Source organism: Streptomyces scabiei 87.22 (genome assembly GCF_000091305.1).
Classification (GTDB): domain Bacteria; phylum Actinomycetota; class Actinomycetes; order Streptomycetales; family Streptomycetaceae; genus Streptomyces; species Streptomyces scabiei.
In genome coordinates this window covers 5,510,638-5,527,425 of sequence record NC_013929.1, presented here as the reverse complement: position 1 = coordinate 5,527,425, position 16,788 = coordinate 5,510,638, and the positions used below count along the sequence as shown (strand labels likewise).

Here is a 16,788-nt window from a genome sequence, read left to right as displayed (position 1 = left end):
CCCCACCGCACCCCCGGTTAATCTCGAACCCATGACCAGCGACGACACGGCCCAGCCCAGCGGAGCGCGCCGCATCGAGACCCGCCCGGACCTGACCGCCGCCCAGAAGGACGCCGTACTCGCGCTGCTGGACGAGGCCGCCCAGGTGGACGGCCAGCAGGCGGTCTCCGAGCAGGGCCGCCTCCAGCTCCGCGGCGGCCCCCGGGAAGGCGTACGCCACCTCCTCCTCAGCGTCGGCGAGGATCTGGTCGGTTACGCCCAGCTGGAGGACAACGACCCCGTCGAGGCGCCCGCCGCCGAACTGGTCGTCCACCCCTCCCACCGGGGTCACGGCCACGGCCGGGCCCTCGGCTCCGCCCTGCTGGCCGAGTCGGGCAAGCGCCTGCGCGTCTGGGCGCACGGCGGCCACTCCGCCGCCCGCCATCTCGCCCAGGTCCTCGGCCTGACCCTCTTCCGCGAACTGCGCCAGATGCGCCGCTCCCTGACCGACTTCGACCCCGCCGAGCCCGTCCTGCCCGAGGGAGTCACCGTCCGCGCCTTCGTCCCCGGCGAGGACGACGCGGCCTGGCTCGCCGCCAACGCGGAGGCGTTCGCCCACCACCCCGAACAGGGCTCCCTGACCCAGCGCGACCTCGACGACCGCAAGGGCGAACCCTGGTTCGACCCCGCGGGGTTCTTCCTGGCCTTCCGGGGAGAGGAACTGGTCGGCTTCCACTGGACGAAGGCGCACGCCGCGGAACAGCTCGGCGAGGTCTACGTCGTCGGCGTGCGCCCCGGCGCGCAGGGCGGCGGCCTCGGCAAGGCCCTCACCACGATCGGCCTGCGCCACCTCGCCGCCCAGGGCCTGCCCACCGCGATGCTCTACGTGGACGCCGACAACAAGGCGGCGGTGACCGTGTACGAGCGACTGGGCTTCGTGACGTACGAGACGGATCTGATGTACCGCAGCGAAACCTGACGTACCCGGAGTTTTCCCCAGGCAGGGGGCGGTGTGGTTGACACCGCCCCCTCTCTTGCACCACCCTTTCACTACTCAATTAGTGAAAGGGTGGTTGTCGAGTGGTCGAGTACCGCATCGACCGGCGCAGCGGTGTCGCCACCTACGTCCAGATCGTCCAGCAGACCAAACAGGCCCTGCGGCTCGGCCTGTTGGAGCCCGGCGACAAGCTCCCCACGGCCCGCGAGGTCGTGGAAGCCACCGCGATCAACCCGAACACGGTGCTGAAGGCCTACCGCGAGCTGGAGCGCGAAGGGCTGGTCGAGGCCCGCCGCGGCCTCGGCACGTTTGTCCGGAAGTCGCTGGGCGCCACGCCCGTCGACTCCCCGCTGCGGGCCGAGCTGGACGCCTGGGCGGTACGGGCCCGGGAGACCGGGCTCGAACGGGACGACGTGGCGGCACTCTTCACGTCCGTACTGGACGAGCAGTTCAGCAGGGATCGGCGAGACCAGAGGGATCAGGGGGACGAGGCATGACGGGGACCGCGATGGAAGCGGCCGCGCTCGGCAAGAAGTTCGGGTGGCGACAGGGGGGCTGGGCACTGCGCGACTGCACGCTGCGGCTGCCCAGAGGACGGGTGTGCGCGGTCGTCGGACCGAACGGCGCGGGCAAGTCGACACTCCTGGCCCACGCGGCCGGGCTGCTCGGCCCCACCGAGGGCACCATCGGCGTACTGGGCACGACCCCGGCCGCGGCCCGCGAGCGCATCGGGTACGTGGCCCAGCACAAACCCCTGTACCCGCAGCTCACCGTCGCCGAGACCCTGCGGCTGGGCCACGAGCTGAACCCCGGGCGCTGGGACGCGGCCGTCGCCGGGCGGGTGGTGGACGAGGGCGGGCTGGACCGGGCCGCCAAGGTCCGCTCCCTCTCCGGCGGCCAGCGCACCCGGGTCGCGCTCGCCCTCGTGCTCGGCAAACGACCCGAACTGCTGCTCCTGGACGAGCCGATGGCCGACCTCGACCCGCTCGCCCGGCACCAGCTGATGGGCACCCTGCTCGCGGAAGCCGCCGAGCACGGCACCACGGTTGTCATGTCCTCGCACGTGGTGGCCGAACTGGAGGGTTCCTGCGACCACTTGTTCCTGCTGGGCGCCGGACGCGTCCGCCTCGCGGGCCCGCTGGACGACATCCTCGCCGCGCACACCCTGGTCACCGGCCCCGCCGGCGACCTCACCCCGCACACGGTCGTCGAGTCCCGCACGACGGGACGTCAGCTCACCGCGCTCATCCGCCCCCAGGGCCCCGTCGGCCCCGGCTGGCAGACCGCCGAGCCGACCCTGGAGGAGCTGGTCCTCGCCCACCTGAGGGCACCTCAGGCGCCGGCCCTCACGCTCGACGAGAGTGCCGGGCCCCAGGAGGCGGCCGTATGAGCACCACGACCACCGAGACCGCCGGAACCGCCCGCGCGCAGCGGCCGGCCCCGCCCCCTGCCATGTCCCCCACCCGCGGCCTGATCCGGGCCACGCTCCGCGTGCACCAGTCGGCGCTGTGGTTCTGGGGACTGCTGGTCGTCCTCATCGGCGGCGGGCTGCTGTGGGCCGCGGGACCCGGCGTCGACGCGGCCCTGGCCGAGCAGGTGAGGAACGGCTGTACGCCGGCCGACTACTGCGGCGATCAGGGCGCCGCCTACAACAAGTACGGCCTGATGGCCGGCCTCGGCCGCACCGTCCTCACCGTCGTCCCTGTCCTGATCGGCGCCTGGGCGGGCGGCGCCCTGATCGGCCGCGAACTGGAGACCGGCACGGCCCGGCTGTCCTGGACCCAGTCCGTCACGCCGGCCCGCTGGCTCGCCGCCAAGCTGGCGGTCCCGGCCGCCGTGATCGTCTCGGGGACGGTCCTGCTGACCCTGCTGAACCGCCTGGTGTGGTGGCGGGAGGAGCGGCTCCGCCAGTTGTCGGGGACGCGCGACTGGTGGGAGTCCTCCACCTTCATCGGCCACGGCACCCTCGCCACCGCGTACGCCCTGCTGGGACTGGCGGTCGGGGTTGTCGCGGGCCTGCTGGTCCGCCGCTCGCTTCCCGCGCTCGGCGTCGGCGTGGTGGGCACGACCGTCCTCACGGGCGTCATCCAGGCCAACCGCCACCTGCTGTGGCCGGCCGCGAGCCACGTATCCCAGTCCCCGGAGGGGGACTGGACGGGCGAGCTGGTCGACCGCGGCTTCATCACCCGGTCCGGCGAGCGCGTCTCGGAGCTGAAATGCGAGGGCGGGGCCTGCGACCGGGACGGCGTCGCCTTCTACGCCGACTACCACCCCTCCTCCCACTTCTGGCCCCTCCAGCTCGTCGAGACGGGCATCGCCCTCGCCGTCACCGCCCTGCTGGTCTGGGCCGCCTTCCGCCTGCTGCGCCGCCACACCGGAGACGTCATATGAGTACCGGAACCGTCACCGCGCGCGGCGGCATGGCCTGGACCGTGGGACGCGTGCACCGCCCCGCGCTGCTGGTGTGGGCCACATATGTGCTGGCCATGGCGGGATGGATGCTCTGGCTGCGGTTCGTCGCCCTGGACGACGTCCGGCGGGAGAGCGCCATGTGCGCGAGGCACGGCGGGTGCGTCGACATCGAGTCGGCGATGTCGTACAGCACGAGCATCAGCACGATCGGCACGCTCGTCTCGTACCTCTGCTTCGGCGTGGCCGCCTGGGCCGGGGCCTCTCTGACCGGCATCGAGCTGGAGCGGGGCACGGCCCAGCTGGCCTGGACCCAGTCCGTCACCCCGGTCCGCTGGCTCACCGTCAAGCTCGCGGTGCCCGCCGTCGCGCTGACCGCCGGTACCACGGTCCTGGTGCTGCTCTACCGCTGGACCTGGCCCTCGAACCGGGACCTGCGCGGTGACGAGTGGTACTACACCGACCCCTTCGTCAACCGAGGCCCGGCCCTCCTGGCGTACGCCCTGTGCGCACTGGCCGTCGGCGCCCTGGCCGGCCTCGCCCTCAGACGTGCGCTGCCCGCCCTCACCGTGGCCCTCGGCTTCATGGTCGCGTTCCGCACATGGTTCGACGCGCGGTACGACGAGCTGTGGCCGTCCACGACACTCACCGGCACCACCGCCAGTCGGCTGCCGATGACGGCGGACCAGCTGGAGCTGGGCTCGATCACCGCCTCCGGTGCCCGCGTCGAAGACCTCACCTGCTTCGACGCCGACGCCGACATCGACTACACCCGGTGCATGAGCGGGAAGGGCTTCACCGATCTGTACGCCGAGGTGCACCCGGCGTCCCACTTCTGGCCCCTGCACCTCGTGGCCACCGGCATCGTCCTCGCCGTCGCCGTCCTCGCCACCGCCGCCGCCTTCTGGGTGCTGCGCCGCCGCGCACGCTGACGGCCCGGCCCATCGACCCGGCACGCCCCTCCTACGGGGGGAGGGGCGTGCCGACGGCGTACAGAAGGTGAACGGCGTGCGACGGCGGAACAGCGTGCGCCGGGGCCCGGCGCAGGTCCGCGCGGAACCGGCGGGCCTCCCCGCGCTATCCCGCACGTAAGGTCTCCGTAACCGGCGATTAAGACGGCCTTGCGACGCTTCGGCAATGAACCCCGTCGTGCCCGAGCCCTCGCCTCCCCCACGCAACGGCCCAAGCAACGGGAAGAGCGCGGGGAACGGCCCCCGTGCGACCGTGCCCACAGCCCCGGACCACGCCGCCGGTGTCGTCGGCGTGGTCGACGTCGTCGCCCGTATCGACGCCGACATCGCCGAGAACGACGCCGCGAACGCCCTCGCGCCCGTCGCCGCACTCCCACCGGCCCTGTCCGACGCGCCTGTGATGCTCGCGGCGCGGAAGAATGGTGCCATGAGCCAGTCCCATGCCCAGGCAGACCAGGTCCAGCACGCACAGCCGACCGTCGGCTCCATAACGGGCCACCGCCCGCACACGGTGTCGGCCGCGGTCTCCGACCTGGAACCCGACATCGACGCCGACCTCGACGGATACGAGGAGGAGGACCACGGCGGCGAGAGGCTGCCGCAGGGCCGCTTCCTCGACCGGGAACGCAGCTGGCTCGCCTTCAACGAACGCGTCCTGGAACTGGCCGAGGACCCGAACACCCCCCTCCTGGAACGGGCGAACTTCCTGGCGATCTTCGCCAGCAACCTCGACGAGTTCTTCATGGTCCGCGTGGCCGGCCTGAAGCGCCGCATCGCCACCGGCGTCGCCACCAAGTCCGCCTCCGGCCTGCAGCCCCGCGAGGTGCTGGAGATGATCTGGGCCCGCTCCCGTGAGCTGATGGCCCGGCACGCCGCCTGCTTCCACGAGGACGTCGCCCCGGCACTGGCCGAGGAGGGCGTGCACCTGGTCCGCTGGAGCGAGCTGGCCGAGAAGGAGCAGGCCCGCCTCTTCACCCTCTTCCGCCACCAGATCTTCCCGGTCCTGACGCCGCTGGCCGTCGACCCGGCGCACCCCTTCCCGTACATCTCGGGTCTCTCCCTGAACCTGGCCGTACGCGTGCAGAACCCGGTCACCGGCACCTCGCACTTCGCCCGGGTCAAGGTCCCGCCGCTGCTGTCCCGCTTCCTGGAGGCCTCCCCGGGCCGGTTCGTCCCGCTGGAGGACGTGATCGGCGCCCATCTGGAGGAGCTGTTCCCGGGCATGGAGGTGCTGGAGCACCACGCCTTCCGGGTCACCCGCAACGAGGACCTGGAGGTCGAGGAGGACGACGCCGAGAACCTGCTCCAGGCCCTGGAGAAGGAACTGATGCGGCGCCGCTTCGGGCCGCCGGTGCGTCTGGAGGTCGAGGAGAACATCAACCAGGAGGTCCTGGACCTGCTGGTGCGCGAGCTGAAGATCAAGGAGTCCGAGGTCTACCCGCTGACCGGGCCCCTGGACCTCACCGGCCTCTTCCGCATCGCCTCCCTGGACCGGCCCGAGCTGAAGTACCGCAAGTTCGTCGCCGGCGTCCACCGCGACCTGGCCGAGGTCGAGTCGGCGTCCGCGCCGGACATCTTCGCCGCCCTGCGCAACCGGGACGTGCTGCTGCACCACCCCTACGACTCGTTCTCGACGTCGGTGCAGGCGTTCCTGGAGCAGGCCGCCGAGGACCCGGACGTCCTCGCGATCAAGCAGACCCTGTACCGGACGTCCGGCGACTCCCCCATAGTCAACGCGCTCATCGACGCCGCCGAGGCCGGCAAGCAGGTCCTCGTCCTGGTCGAGATCAAGGCGCGCTTCGACGAACACGCCAACATCAAGTGGGCCCGCAAGCTGGAGGAGGCCGGCTGCCACGTCGTCTACGGCCTGGTCGGTCTGAAGACCCACTGCAAGCTGTCCCTGGTGGTCCGTCAGGAGGGCGACACCCTCCGCCGCTACAGCCACGTCGGCACGGGCAACTACCACCCGAAGACGGCACGCCTCTACGAGGACCTCGGCGTGCTCACCTCGGACCCGCAGGTCGGCGCGGACCTCTCCGACCTGTTCAACCGGCTCTCCGGCTACTCCCGCCGCGAGACCTACCGCCGTCTGCTCGTCGCGCCCAAGTCCCTGCGCGACGGCCTGATCGCCCGCGTCAACAAGGAGGTCCAGCACCACCGTGCCGGACGTCCCGCACACGTCCGTATCAAGGTCAACTCGATCGTGGACGAGGCCCTCATCGACGCCCTCTACCGGGCCTCGCAGGCGGGTGTGCCGGTCGACGTGTGGGTGCGCGGCATATGCGCCATCCGGCCCGGCGTCCCGGGCCTGTCGGAGAACGTCCGGGTGCGCTCCGTCCTCGGCCGCTTCCTCGAACACTCCCGGATCTTCATCTTCGGCAACGGCGGCGAGCCCGAGGTGTGGTTCGGCAGCGCCGACATGATGCACCGCAACCTCGACCGCCGGATCGAGGCCCTGATCCGGATCACCGACCCGGCCCACCGGGCGGCCCTCAACCGCCTGCTGGAGACCGGCATGTCCGACCTGACCTCCTCCTGGCACCTCGGCCCCGACGGCGAGTGGACCCGGCACTCGTACGACACGGACGGCCAGCCCCTGCGCAACGTCCAGGAGATGCTCATTGACGCCCGGAGGCGCCGGCGTGGCACAGCAACACCTTGACCCCACGAACTCCACGGTCGTGCCCGCGGACGCCGTCGCCGGCTATCTGCGGGCCCGGGCCACGGAGTTCCTCCGCGCGCTGCGCACCCACCGGGAGACCGGTGGGGGCGCGGCCGCGGGAGCCGAGGAGTCCGCCGACGCGGCGCTCGCCCTGCGCCGCTCGGCCCGCCGCATCAGCGGCACCCTGCACACCTTCCGCCCGCTCCTGGACACGGACTGGTCGGAGTCGCTCCGCCCCGAACTGGCCTGGCTGGCCGGCACGCTGGGACGCGAGCACGCCTACGCGGCCCGCCTGGACCGCCTGGTGAGCGCCCTCAACCGCCTCTCGGGAGCGGCCCCGTTCCCGGCCCAGCAGGCGGTGCCGGCCCGCACCGCCACCACCGTCGCCGCGGGCGGCCGCACCGCAGCCCGTCCCGCCGCCTCCGCCGTCGGCAGCCGCCCCCCGGCCGCCCCGGACCGCGGCACCCTGACCGTCGGCGCGGCGAAGGCCGGCGCCCTGCTGGACCGCCAGCTCACCCTCGCCCGCACCCGGGCCCACTCCGCCGCCCTCCAGGCCCTCGGCTCCAGCCGCTTCCACGCCGTCGCCGACAACGTCGCCGTGCTCGCCAGCGAGGTCCCGCTCACCCCCGCCGCCCCGACCGCGGACCTGCGCCCCCTGGCCGCCGCCGCCCACGACCGCCTGTGCGACGCGGTCACCGGCCTGCCCCTGCACACCGCCGGCCACCCGTACAACGCCGAGGCCCTCATCCACGGCCTCTCCGCGGACACCGCGCCCCACCCGCAGGACGCCCCCTGGCACCAGGTACGGCTCCTGCTCCGCCTCCACCGCTACGCCCTGGAGGTCCTGTATCCCGAGGCGGTTCCCGTCGACGTACGCCTCCTCGCGGCCGGCGAGGCCCTCAACCGGCACCGCGACGCCTCCGAGGCGGGCTCGGCCGCGGCCGCGGCCGCCCGCACCCCCCGGATCGCCCCGGCCACGGCCTACGCCCTCGGCGTCCTGCACGCCGACCAGCGTCACGAGGTCGAGGCCGCCCGGTTCGCGTTCCAGCAGTCCTGGAAGAAGAAAGCGGTGAGCACGTCGTGACCGAGCACAGCGACACCGTCATCCAGGCGGCCGGCTGCGTCCTGTGGCGCCGCTCGCCGGAGGCCGGGGACCTGCGGATCTGCCTGGTCCACCGGCCCAAGTACGACGACTGGTCGCATCCCAAGGGAAAGCTGAAGCGCGACGAGGACGCCCTCACCGGCGCCCTGCGCGAGGTCGAGGAGGAGACCGGCCACCGCTGCGCGCCCGGCCCCCGGCTGCCCACCGCCCACTACCTCGTCAACGGCCGGGCCAAGCAGGTGAGTTACTGGGCGGCCGAGGCGACCGGCGGCCACTTCACCCCCAATGACGAGGTGGACCGGATCCTCTGGCTGGCCCCGGACGCCGCCCGCTCCCGCCTCACCCAGCCCCGCGACCGCGAACTGGTCGACGAGTTCCTGACGGCCCTGCGCCACGCCTGACGGCCCTGCGTCCCGCCCGGCGCCACGTCCACCCGGCCCGGCGCTCACACCCCGCCCGTGTGCCCCTCGGCGTCCGTCCGGGCCAGGCTCCTGGCCCGCCGGGCGGGCCCGCGCCAGCCGCAGCTGCATCTCGCCACACAGAACCGGCCCTGCTCGACGGTGGTCGTCCGATGCTGTTGCGGGAGTACCGGCTCGCCTTGATGCGCCACACCGACAACGTTACCCAGGGCGGGCGGCCACGATCCCTTCCGCTCCCGCCCGCTCCCGCCGACGGGCGCCCCCGCACCCCGGCCCGCGCGCTCCCGCGTGACGACCTCCCCGGCCTGTCGTTATCCGAGCGAGCGGAAGACCCGGTTCGGACCCGGCCAGGGGGTTGGCTAGCGATGGTGACGCGGCGGCACAGCAGAACGGGCGCGGCACTCGTCGCGGCGGGACTCCTCGTCGGCGCGACCGGCGTGACCGGCTGCCACACCGGCGGCCCCGAGGACGACCCCCTCCCCACCGACCCGGTGGACCTGCTGCACCGCGCCGCCCCGGCCCTCGTCCGCGCGGGCAGCTCCAAGGCCCGCACCGAGATGGAGATGGCCACCGGCGGCACCCGGGTCACCATCCAGGGCGAGGGCGTCTACGACTACGGCCGACGGCTCGGCCGGCTGAAGGTGCTGCTCCCGCACGACCCCGCCGGCCGCAGCGAGCACCGCCCGATCACCGAACTCCTCGCCCCCGGCGCCCTGTTCATGAAGAACCGGGGCGCGGGCGTGCCCGCCGACAAATGGGTCCGCGTCGACACGGGCACCCTCTCCGACGGCAATCTGGTCACCGGCGGCGCCACCGACCCGTTCGCCGCGGCCGAGGTGCTGCGCGGGACGCGGACGGCGCGGCTCGTCGGCGAGATCGAGGTGAACGGCACCCGGGTCCGGCACTACCGCGGCACCGCCGATCTGACCGCCGCCTCCCGCGCGGCCTCCGAGGGCAACCGGGCGGCCCTGCGGGCCGCCGCCCGGGGCTTCGCCACCGCCCGGGTGCCCTTCGACGCCTATCTCGACGACGAGGGCCGCGTCCGCAAGGTCCGCCACCGGTTCAGCTTCGTCAACGGCGGCAGGCAGGGCACGATCGCCGTCGCCTCGACGACCCTGCTGTACGACTTCGGCGTTCCCGTCACCGTCCGGCTGCCGCGGAACGAGGACATCTACGCCGGGAAGATCGCCGAGGAGTAGCGGAGAGTACGGGGCCGGAAATGGTCCGTTGGTGCCATGCGCGGGCCGTGGCCCGCTGCCTACCCTAGGGGTCGGTGGCGGCAGAGAAGAGGTGATGCGCGTGGCTCCGGCAGGCGGTACGGCGGTTCAGGACCACGTGGCCCTCGCCGAGATCGAACTCTGCGGCGACCTCATCATCGCGGCCTCGACCACCGACGGCGACCGCCTCAGCCCCGACCGCATCGACGAGGTCCTGCGCGTCCGGGAAGAGCGCGGCCACGAGGACGGGCCGCCCCGGTAGCGGGCGGCCGCACGCGACGGCATCACCCGGCGGGACACCGCCACCCCGCCCCGACGAACGCTCCCGTGGCCGAAAAGCGACCCCGGGTGACGCCTCTCCCGGCTCCCCCGGCACTCAGGTCCGCAGCAGCCGGCCGATCGCCTTCGTGGCCTCCTCGACCTTCGCGTCGATCTCGGCGCCGCCCTTGAGGGCCGCGTCGGCGACGCAGTGCCGCAGGTGCTCCTCCAGGAGCTGCAGCGCGAAGGACTGCAGGGCCTTGGTGGAGGCGGAGACCTGGGTCAGTATGTCGATGCAGTAGACGTCCTCGTCGACCATCCGCTGGAGCCCACGAATCTGTCCCTCGATGCGCCGCAGACGCTTCAGGTGTTCCGCCTTCTGATGGTGGTACCCGTGGATTCCACGGTCGTGGTCGGTCACGACACCCTGCTCCACACCGTCTACGGCCGAGGGCGCCCCCGCGCCGGCCCCTGTGGTCGTCATCGCAGCCTCCAGACATATACCCCTACCGGGTATATGGTAGCGAACTTTGGCGGGTATACGCCCTGCGGGCAGCCCCCGTGCCGACCGATCTGCCTGATGGGCGACACTGGTGGACGGCCCATTAGCCGTGGCCGGATGATGCACCTAGCATCAGCCTGACCGAAACCCATGCATACCGAGGACCCCACGTGCGCTTTCGTCTGACCCCCAGGGAGACGAGCTTCTACGACATGTTCGCCGCATCCGCGGACAACATCGTCACGGGCTCGAAGCTCCTCATGGAACTGCTCGGGGCGGACACCGCCGGCCGGGCCGAGATCGCAGAGCGTATGCGGGCCGCCGAACACGCCGGTGACGACGCCACACACGCGATCTTCCACCAGCTGAACTCCTCGTTCATCACGCCGTTCGACCGCGAGGACATCTACAACCTCGCGTCCTCCCTCGACGACATCATGGACTTCATGGAGGAGGCCGTCGACCTGGTCGTCCTCTACAACGTCGAGGACCTGCCCAAGGGCGTGGAGCAGCAGATCGAGGTGCTGGCGCGGGCCGCCGAGCTGACCGCGGAGGCGATGCCGAACCTGCGGACCATGGCCAACCTCACGGAGTACTGGATCGAGGTCAACCGCCTGGAGAACCAGGCCGACCAGATCCACCGCAAGCTGCTGGCCATGCTCTTCAACGGCAAGTACGAAGCCATCGAGGTGCTGAAACTCAAGCAGATCGTGGACGTGCTGGAGGAGGCGGCGGACGCGTTCGAGCACGTGGCGAACACGGTGGAGACCATCGCCGTCAAGGAGTCCTGAACCCTTCATGGACACCCTTGCTCTGGTCGTGACCATCGGGGTCGCGCTCTTCTTCACGTACACCAACGGCTTCCACGACTCCGCGAACGCGATCGCGACCTCGGTGTCGACCCGCGCGCTGACGCCCCGCGCGGCCCTCGCCATGGCCGCGGTGATGAACCTCGTCGGCGCGTTCCTCGGCAGCGGGGTCGCCAAGACGGTCAGCGAGGGCCTGATCTCCACGCCCGAGGGCTCCAAGGGGATGGGCATCCTCTTCGCGGCCCTGGTCGGCGCGATCACCTGGAACCTCGTCACCTGGTACTTCGGCCTGCCCTCGTCCTCCTCGCACGCCCTGTTCGGCGGCATGGTGGGCGCGGCACTCGCGGGCGGTACGACCGTCTACTGGTCCGGCGTCCTCGAAAAGGTCGTCATCCCGATGTTCATCTCACCGGTGGTCGGCCTGGTCGCCGGCTATCTGGTGATGGCGGCGATCATGTGGATCTTCCGCCGCGCCAACCCGCACAAGGCCAAGCGCGGCTTCCGGATCGCGCAGACCGTGTCGGCGGCCGGCATGGCCCTCGGCCACGGTCTGCAGGACGCCCAGAAGACGATGGGCATCGTCGTGATGGCACTGGTCATCGCGGACGTCGAGGACTACGGCGATCCCATCCCGGTCTGGGTGAAGATCGTCTGCGCGGTCATGCTCTCCCTCGGCACGTACGCGGGCGGCTGGCGCATCATGCGCACCCTGGGCCGCAAGATCATCGAGCTCGACCCGCCGCAGGGCTTCGCCGCCGAGACCACCGGCGCGTCGATCATGTTCGTCACGGCCTTCATCTTCAAGGCCCCCATCTCCACCACCCACATCATCACCTCGGCGATCATGGGTGTGGGCGCCACCAAGCGCATCAACGCCGTCCGCTGGGGCGTGGCCAAGAACATCATCCTCGGCTGGTTCATCACGATGCCGGCCGCGGCGCTGGTCGCCGCCGCGAGCTTCTGGATCGTGAACCTGGCGGTCCTGTAGGGCAGCACGCCCCCGAGAACGGCGCAGGGCCCGCCCCCGGTCTTCCCGGGGGCGGGCCCTTCACCTACCTCGCGGCGGCACCGCCATGCAGCACCGCGAGGGGTCCTTCGCGGGCGGCGGCCTAGCCGAAGCGCCCGGAGATGTAGTCCTCCGTGGCCTGCACGGACGGGTTGGAGAAGATCCGCTCCGTGTCGTCTATCTCGATCAGCTTGCCGGGCTGCCCGACCGCCGCGAGGTTGAAGAACGCCGTACGGTCGGAGACACGCGCCGCCTGCTGCATGTTGTGCGTCACGATGACGATCGTGAAGCGTTCCTTCAGCTCGCCGATGAGGTCCTCGATGGCGAGCGTCGAGATCGGGTCGAGCGCGGAGCACGGCTCGTCCATGAGCAGCACCTTCGGCTCGACCGCGATCGCGCGGGCGATGCACAGCCGCTGCTGCTGGCCGCCGGAGAGGCCGGAGCCCGGCTTGTTCAGCCGGTCCTTGACCTCGTTCCAGAGGTTCGCGCCCTTGAGGGACTTCTCGACGATCTCGTCCAGCTCGGACTTCTTCTTGCCGCCGACCAGCTTCAGGCCCGCCGCCACGTTGTCGTAGATCGACATCGTGGGGAACGGGTTCGGACGCTGGAAGACCATGCCGACCTCACGCCGCACGGAGACCGGGTCGACCCCGGCGCCGTACAGGTTCTCGTCGTCGAGCATGACCTTGCCCTCGACCCGGCCGCCCGGCGTGACCTCGTGCATCCGGTTCAGGGTGCGCAGGAACGTGGACTTGCCGCAGCCGGAGGGGCCGATGAAGGCCGTCACCGTGCGGGGCTCGATGGCCATCGAGATGTCCTCGATGGCGCGGAACGAGCTGTAGTAGGCGTTGAGGCCGCTGACGTCGATTCGCTTGGCCATGGAGATCACTGCTTCTTTCGCGGGGGAACTGGTCGCTGTGTGGCCGCGTCAGCGACCGGCCGCGCGGCACGGCCGCGCGTTGTCCTCGTCATCGTGGGGCCTTCCAGCGGGCGATGCCGCGGGCCGCCAGGTTCAGGATCATGATGAAGGCGATCAGCGTCAGCGACGCCGCCCAGGCACGGTCGTACGCCGCTCCGGAGCCGCCGCTCTGCTGGAACTGCAGATAGATGTACATCGGCAGCGACGCCTGCGGGTCGGTGAAGGGGTTCGCGTTGATGTAGTTCGAACCCCACACCAGCAGCAGGACCGGAGCGGTCTCACCGGCGATACGGGCGACCGCGAGCATCACACCTGTCGTGATACCACCGATGGCGGTCGGCAGCACGATTTTGAGGATGGTGCGCCACTTCGGCACGCCCAGTGCCAGCGACGCCTCGCGCAGCTCGTTCGGGACGAGCTTCAGCATCTCCTCGGTGGAGCGGACCACGACCGGCAGCATCAGGATGGTCAGCGCCATCGCGCCGGCGAAGCCGGAGGGGCCCATGCCGAGGATCAGGATCCAGGTGCTGAGGATGAACAGACCGGCGACGATCGACGGGATGCCCGTCATGACGTCGACGAAGAAGGTGACGGCCTTGGCGAGCCGGCCCCGGCCGTACTCGACCAGGTAGATCGCGGTCAGCACGCCGATCGGCACCGAGATGACGGCGGCGATGCCCACCTGCTCCAGGGTGCCGAGGATGGCGTGGTAGATACCGCCGCCGGGCTCCGTGGTGGCGACCACACCCATCGAGTGGGTGAGGAAGTAGACGTCGAGGACCTTCACACCGCGGCTGATGGTCTCCCAGATGAGGGAGACCAGCGGGATCACCGCGAGCAGGAAGGCGACCCAGACGAGGCTGGTCGCGACCCGGTCCTTGGCCTGCCGCTTGCCCTCGACGCGCGCGGCGATGCCGTACGAGCCGAGGACGAAGAGGATGCCCGCGATCAGGGCCCACTGGATGGAGCTTTCGAGGCCGGCCAGCGCGCTGATGGCGAGGCCCAGGGTGACGGAGCCCGCGGCGACCGCCCAGGCGAACCACTTGGGCAGCGACGCGGCCCGCAGCGTGCTCGGGCCCTTCGGGGTGAGAGTGGCGTTGCTCATGCGTTGGCCCCCGAGAACTCCTTGCGGCGGGCGATGATCAGCCGGGCCGCGCCGTTGACCAGCAGGGTGATGACGAACAGGACCAGACCGGAGGCGATCAGGGCGTCCCGGCCCATCTCGGTGGCCTCGCTGAACTTGCTGGCGATGTTCTGGGCGAAGGTGCCGCCGCCCGGGTCGAGCAGGCTGAGGTTGATCTCGAAGCTGGACGACAGGACCATCGCCACGGCCATGGTCTCGCCGAGCGCGCGGCCGAGGCCGAGCATCGAGGCGGAGATGACGCCGGAGCGGCCGAAGGGCAGCACCGCCATGCGGATGACCTCCCAGCGGGTGGCACCGAGGGCCAGCGCGGCCTCCTCGTGCATCCGCGGGACCTGGCGGAAGACCTCACGGCTCACGTTGGTGATGATCGGCAGGATCATGATCGCGAGCAGGATGCCGACGGTCAGCATCGAACGGGGGGCGCCGCCCTGCCATTCGAGGATGCCGGTCCAGCCGAGGTAGTCGTTCAGCCAGCCGTAGAGCCCGTCGAGCTGCGGGACGAGGACCAGGATGCCCCACAGGCCGTACACGATGGACGGCACGGCGGCGAGCAGGTCGATCACGTACGCGATCGGGCCGCCCAGCCTGCGCGGGGCGTAGTGCGTGATGAAGAGGGCGATGCCGACCGCGACCGGGACCGCGATGGCCATCGCGATGACCGACGAGACCACGGTGCCGAACGCCAGCACCGCGATGCCGAAGACCGGCGGGACCGCGGTGGGGTTCCACTCGAAGGTCGTGAAGAAGTTGGCCTCGTCCTTGCTGATCGCGAGCGCGGCCCGGTAGCTGAGGAACACGGCGATGGCCGCCATGAGCACCAGCAGGAAGACGCCGGACCCGCGGGACAGGCCGAGGAAGACCCGGTCACCGAGGCGGGTGACGCCACGCTCGGCGCGCTGCGGCTCGGCGGACGCGGAAGTCGGTGGGGTGGGGGGAGCGGGAGTGTCTTTGGTCGATATGTCCATCAGGTTCTCCGGTCTGCGGAGCCGGCGCGCTACGGGCGGCGGCTCGGGGCGGAGCCGCCCGCGCTGGCGGAGGACTCCTGGCGGCGGTGCACCGGACGGTGCGGTCCGGTCCCGTCGGGACCGGACCGCACTCGGGTCAGCTCAGTTCCGAGATGGTCGAACGGACCTTGGTGATGATCTCCTCGGGCATCGGGGCGTACCCGGCCTCGGAGAGCAGCGCCTGGCCGTCCTCGGACGCGACGTAGGTGAGGAAGGACTTCGTGGCGGTCAGGGTGTCCGCCTTGTTGCCCTTGTCGCAGACGATCTCGTACGTGACGAGGGTGATCGGGTAGGCGCCCTCGGCGGTCGGCGTGTAGTTCAGCTTCAGCGCGAGGTCCTTGCCGGTGCCCACGACCTGGGCCTCGGAGATGGCCTTCGTGGCGTTCTCCACGGTCGCCTTCACCGGGGTGGCGGCGCCGGTCTTGACGTCGACCGTGCTGATGCCGTCCTTGGCGTAGGAGAGCTCCATGTAGGAGATCGCGCCCTTGGTCTCCTTCACGCCCTGCGCGACGCCGGAGGAGCCCTGCGCGGACTGGCCGCCCTTGGCCTGCCAGGCCTTGCCGCCCTCGTACTTCCAGTTGTCGGGGGCCGCGGCGATCAGGTACTTGGTGAAGTTGTCCGTGGTGCCGGACTCGTCCGAGCGGTGGAAGGCCTGGATCTTGAGGTCGGGCAGCTCGGCGTCGGGGTTCAGCGCCTTGATGGCCTTGTCGTTCCAGTTGGTGATCTTGCTGTCGAAGATCAGGGCGAGGGTCTTGGCGTCCAGGATCAGGTTGTCGACACCCGGGACGTTGTAACCGACGGCGATCGGACCGCCGACCATCGGCAGGTCGATGCCCTGACCGCCCTTGCAGACCTCCTTGGAGGCCGTGACCTCTTCGGGCTTCAGCGCCGAGTCGGAGCCCGCGAAGGCGATCTGGCCCTGGGTGAACGCGGTGATGCCCGCGCCCGAGCCGCTGCCCTTGTAGTTGATCACGACGTCCTTGCAGGTGCTCTGGTACTGCTTCACCCAGGCGTCGATGGCGTTCTTCTGCGCGGAGGAGCCGTCGGCCAGCAGCTGGCCCTTGGCGTCGCCGCAGTCGATCTTGCCCGCGGCCGCCGGGGTGTCACCGCTACCGCTCGCGCCGCCACTGGTGTCGTCGGACCCGCATGCCGAGAGGGTCAGGACGCCGGTGAGGGCGACAGCACCGAGAGAAAGGGCGCGCAGCCGGTTCTTGCGCTGAAGCTTCACTTTCGGGAGTTCCTTCCAGGAGCCGCCGTCCACATGGCGGCGTGCGAAGTCGTCGTATCAGCCTCGGGGCCTGCCCGGTCGGTGCCGTCAGTCCCTCGAACTGCTGTCGTCACGGGGTGCACGGCCTGGTTTCGGCCCGCATCCCGCACCGGGTAAGGCCGA

The 16,788-nt window shown here is 71.1% G+C and carries 17 protein-coding genes; 12 read left to right on the top strand and 5 right to left on the bottom strand.

Translation table 11 applies throughout. The features are described 5' to 3' along the window. Window positions 1-31: 31 nt before the first annotated feature. From mshD to SCAB_RS23565, 10 genes are all read left to right on the top strand, one after another. Entirely contained in the window at window positions 32-958 is a 927-nt protein-coding gene (gene mshD, locus SCAB_RS23610; RefSeq protein WP_013002585.1) for a mycothiol synthase, read from the top strand. A 101-nt stretch (window positions 959-1,059) separates the two neighbouring features. Further along, window positions 1,060-1,473 carry a GntR family transcriptional regulator gene (locus SCAB_RS23605; RefSeq protein WP_013002584.1) on the top strand — a complete coding sequence of 138 codons (414 nt, stop codon included), beginning with the start codon at window positions 1,060-1,062 and terminating at the stop codon, window positions 1,471-1,473. Further along, on the top strand, window positions 1,470-2,366 hold the full coding sequence (locus SCAB_RS23600; RefSeq protein ID WP_013002583.1) for an ABC transporter ATP-binding protein: 897 nt from the start codon (window positions 1,470-1,472) through the stop codon (window positions 2,364-2,366). The genes SCAB_RS23605 and SCAB_RS23600 overlap by 4 nt, the downstream gene beginning before the upstream one ends. Beyond that, window positions 2,363-3,367 carry an ABC transporter gene (locus SCAB_RS23595; RefSeq protein ID WP_013002582.1) on the top strand — a complete coding sequence of 335 codons (1,005 nt, stop codon included), beginning with the start codon at window positions 2,363-2,365 and terminating at the stop codon, window positions 3,365-3,367. Before SCAB_RS23600 ends, SCAB_RS23595 begins: the two co-directional genes overlap by 4 nt. Continuing rightward, complete coding sequence (locus tag SCAB_RS23590; RefSeq protein WP_013002581.1) at window positions 3,364-4,317, top strand: hypothetical protein; 954 nt, start codon at window positions 3,364-3,366, stop codon at window positions 4,315-4,317. Before SCAB_RS23595 ends, SCAB_RS23590 begins: the two co-directional genes overlap by 4 nt. A 466-nt stretch (window positions 4,318-4,783) precedes the next feature. Continuing rightward, entirely contained in the window at window positions 4,784-7,018 is a 2,235-nt protein-coding gene (locus SCAB_RS23585) for an RNA degradosome polyphosphate kinase (RefSeq protein WP_037726301.1), read from the top strand. Further along, window positions 6,999-8,102 carry a CHAD domain-containing protein gene (locus tag SCAB_RS23580; RefSeq protein WP_013002579.1) on the top strand — a complete coding sequence of 368 codons (1,104 nt, stop codon included), beginning with the start codon at window positions 6,999-7,001 and terminating at the stop codon, window positions 8,100-8,102. The genes SCAB_RS23585 and SCAB_RS23580 overlap by 20 nt, the downstream gene beginning before the upstream one ends. Next, complete coding sequence (locus SCAB_RS23575; protein ID WP_013002578.1) at window positions 8,099-8,521, top strand: NUDIX hydrolase; 423 nt, start codon at window positions 8,099-8,101, stop codon at window positions 8,519-8,521. The genes SCAB_RS23580 and SCAB_RS23575 overlap by 4 nt, the downstream gene beginning before the upstream one ends. Before the next feature lie 383 nt (window positions 8,522-8,904). Next, window positions 8,905-9,738, top strand: a complete 834-nt coding sequence (locus tag SCAB_RS23570) for a hypothetical protein (RefSeq protein WP_013002577.1) — start codon at window positions 8,905-8,907, stop codon at window positions 9,736-9,738. Between the two features lie 94 nt (window positions 9,739-9,832). Beyond that, on the top strand, window positions 9,833-10,018 hold the full coding sequence (locus tag SCAB_RS23565; protein ID WP_078580171.1) for a hypothetical protein: 186 nt from the start codon (window positions 9,833-9,835) through the stop codon (window positions 10,016-10,018). A 114-nt stretch (window positions 10,019-10,132) separates the two neighbouring features. Here the strand turns inward: SCAB_RS23565 and SCAB_RS23560 are convergent, their stop codons facing one another. Continuing rightward, on the bottom strand, window positions 10,133-10,498 hold the full coding sequence (locus SCAB_RS23560) for a metal-sensitive transcriptional regulator (protein ID WP_013002575.1): 366 nt from the start codon (window positions 10,496-10,498) through the stop codon (window positions 10,133-10,135). Window positions 10,499-10,686: 188 nt separating this feature from the next. Here SCAB_RS23560 and SCAB_RS23555 point away from each other — a divergent pair, with 188 nt between their 5' ends. Next, entirely contained in the window at window positions 10,687-11,307 is a 621-nt protein-coding gene (locus SCAB_RS23555) for a DUF47 domain-containing protein (protein WP_013002574.1), read from the top strand. 7 nt (window positions 11,308-11,314) lie between these two features. After that, complete coding sequence (locus SCAB_RS23550) at window positions 11,315-12,313, top strand: inorganic phosphate transporter (protein ID WP_013002573.1); 999 nt, start codon at window positions 11,315-11,317, stop codon at window positions 12,311-12,313. Between the two features lie 121 nt (window positions 12,314-12,434). Here SCAB_RS23550 and pstB read toward each other — a convergent pair whose 3' ends face one another. The 4 genes from pstB to pstS form a co-directional block, all read right to left on the bottom strand. Then, window positions 12,435-13,211: a phosphate ABC transporter ATP-binding protein PstB gene (pstB, locus tag SCAB_RS23545; protein WP_037726303.1), complete on the bottom strand. Its 777-nt coding sequence runs from the start codon at window positions 13,209-13,211 to the stop codon at window positions 12,435-12,437. An 88-nt stretch (window positions 13,212-13,299) separates the two neighbouring features. After that, window positions 13,300-14,355 carry a phosphate ABC transporter permease PstA gene (gene pstA / locus SCAB_RS23540; RefSeq protein WP_013002571.1) on the bottom strand — a complete coding sequence of 352 codons (1,056 nt, stop codon included), beginning with the start codon at window positions 14,353-14,355 and terminating at the stop codon, window positions 13,300-13,302. Further along, a complete protein-coding gene (gene pstC, locus SCAB_RS23535; RefSeq protein ID WP_013002570.1) occupies window positions 14,352-15,359 on the bottom strand; it encodes a phosphate ABC transporter permease subunit PstC in 1,008 nt (335 codons plus the stop codon). The genes pstA and pstC overlap by 4 nt, the downstream gene beginning before the upstream one ends. A gap of 136 nt (window positions 15,360-15,495) precedes the next feature. Continuing rightward, window positions 15,496-16,626 carry a phosphate ABC transporter substrate-binding protein PstS gene (gene pstS / locus SCAB_RS23530; protein ID WP_013002569.1) on the bottom strand — a complete coding sequence of 377 codons (1,131 nt, stop codon included), beginning with the start codon at window positions 16,624-16,626 and terminating at the stop codon, window positions 15,496-15,498. Window positions 16,627-16,788 lie beyond the last annotated feature (162 nt).

Bases quoted from the DNA above. Each gene is read 5' to 3' on its own strand.
- SCAB_RS23565 (WP_078580171.1), top strand. From the start codon at position 9,833: ATGCGCGTGGCTCCGGCAGGCGGTACGGCGGTTCAGGACCACGTGGCC.
- SCAB_RS23570 (WP_013002577.1), top strand. From the start codon at position 8,905: ATGGTGACGCGGCGGCACAGCAGAACGGGCGCGGCACTCGTCGCGGCG.
- pstB (WP_037726303.1), bottom strand. From the start codon at position 13,211: ATGGCCAAGCGAATCGACGTCAGCGGCCTCAACGCCTACTACAGCTCG.
- SCAB_RS23600 (WP_013002583.1), top strand. From the start codon at position 1,470: ATGACGGGGACCGCGATGGAAGCGGCCGCGCTCGGCAAGAAGTTCGGG.
- SCAB_RS23560 (WP_013002575.1), bottom strand. From the start codon at position 10,498: ATGACGACCACAGGGGCCGGCGCGGGGGCGCCCTCGGCCGTAGACGGT.
- SCAB_RS23585 (WP_037726301.1), top strand. From the start codon at position 4,784: ATGAGCCAGTCCCATGCCCAGGCAGACCAGGTCCAGCACGCACAGCCG.
- mshD (WP_013002585.1), top strand. From the start codon at position 32: ATGACCAGCGACGACACGGCCCAGCCCAGCGGAGCGCGCCGCATCGAG.
- SCAB_RS23550 (WP_013002573.1), top strand. From the start codon at position 11,315: ATGGACACCCTTGCTCTGGTCGTGACCATCGGGGTCGCGCTCTTCTTC.
- SCAB_RS23595 (WP_013002582.1), top strand. From the start codon at position 2,363: ATGAGCACCACGACCACCGAGACCGCCGGAACCGCCCGCGCGCAGCGG.
- pstA (WP_013002571.1), bottom strand. From the start codon at position 14,355: ATGAGCAACGCCACTCTCACCCCGAAGGGCCCGAGCACGCTGCGGGCC.
- SCAB_RS23590 (WP_013002581.1), top strand. From the start codon at position 3,364: ATGAGTACCGGAACCGTCACCGCGCGCGGCGGCATGGCCTGGACCGTG.
- pstC (WP_013002570.1), bottom strand. From the start codon at position 15,359: ATGGACATATCGACCAAAGACACTCCCGCTCCCCCCACCCCACCGACT.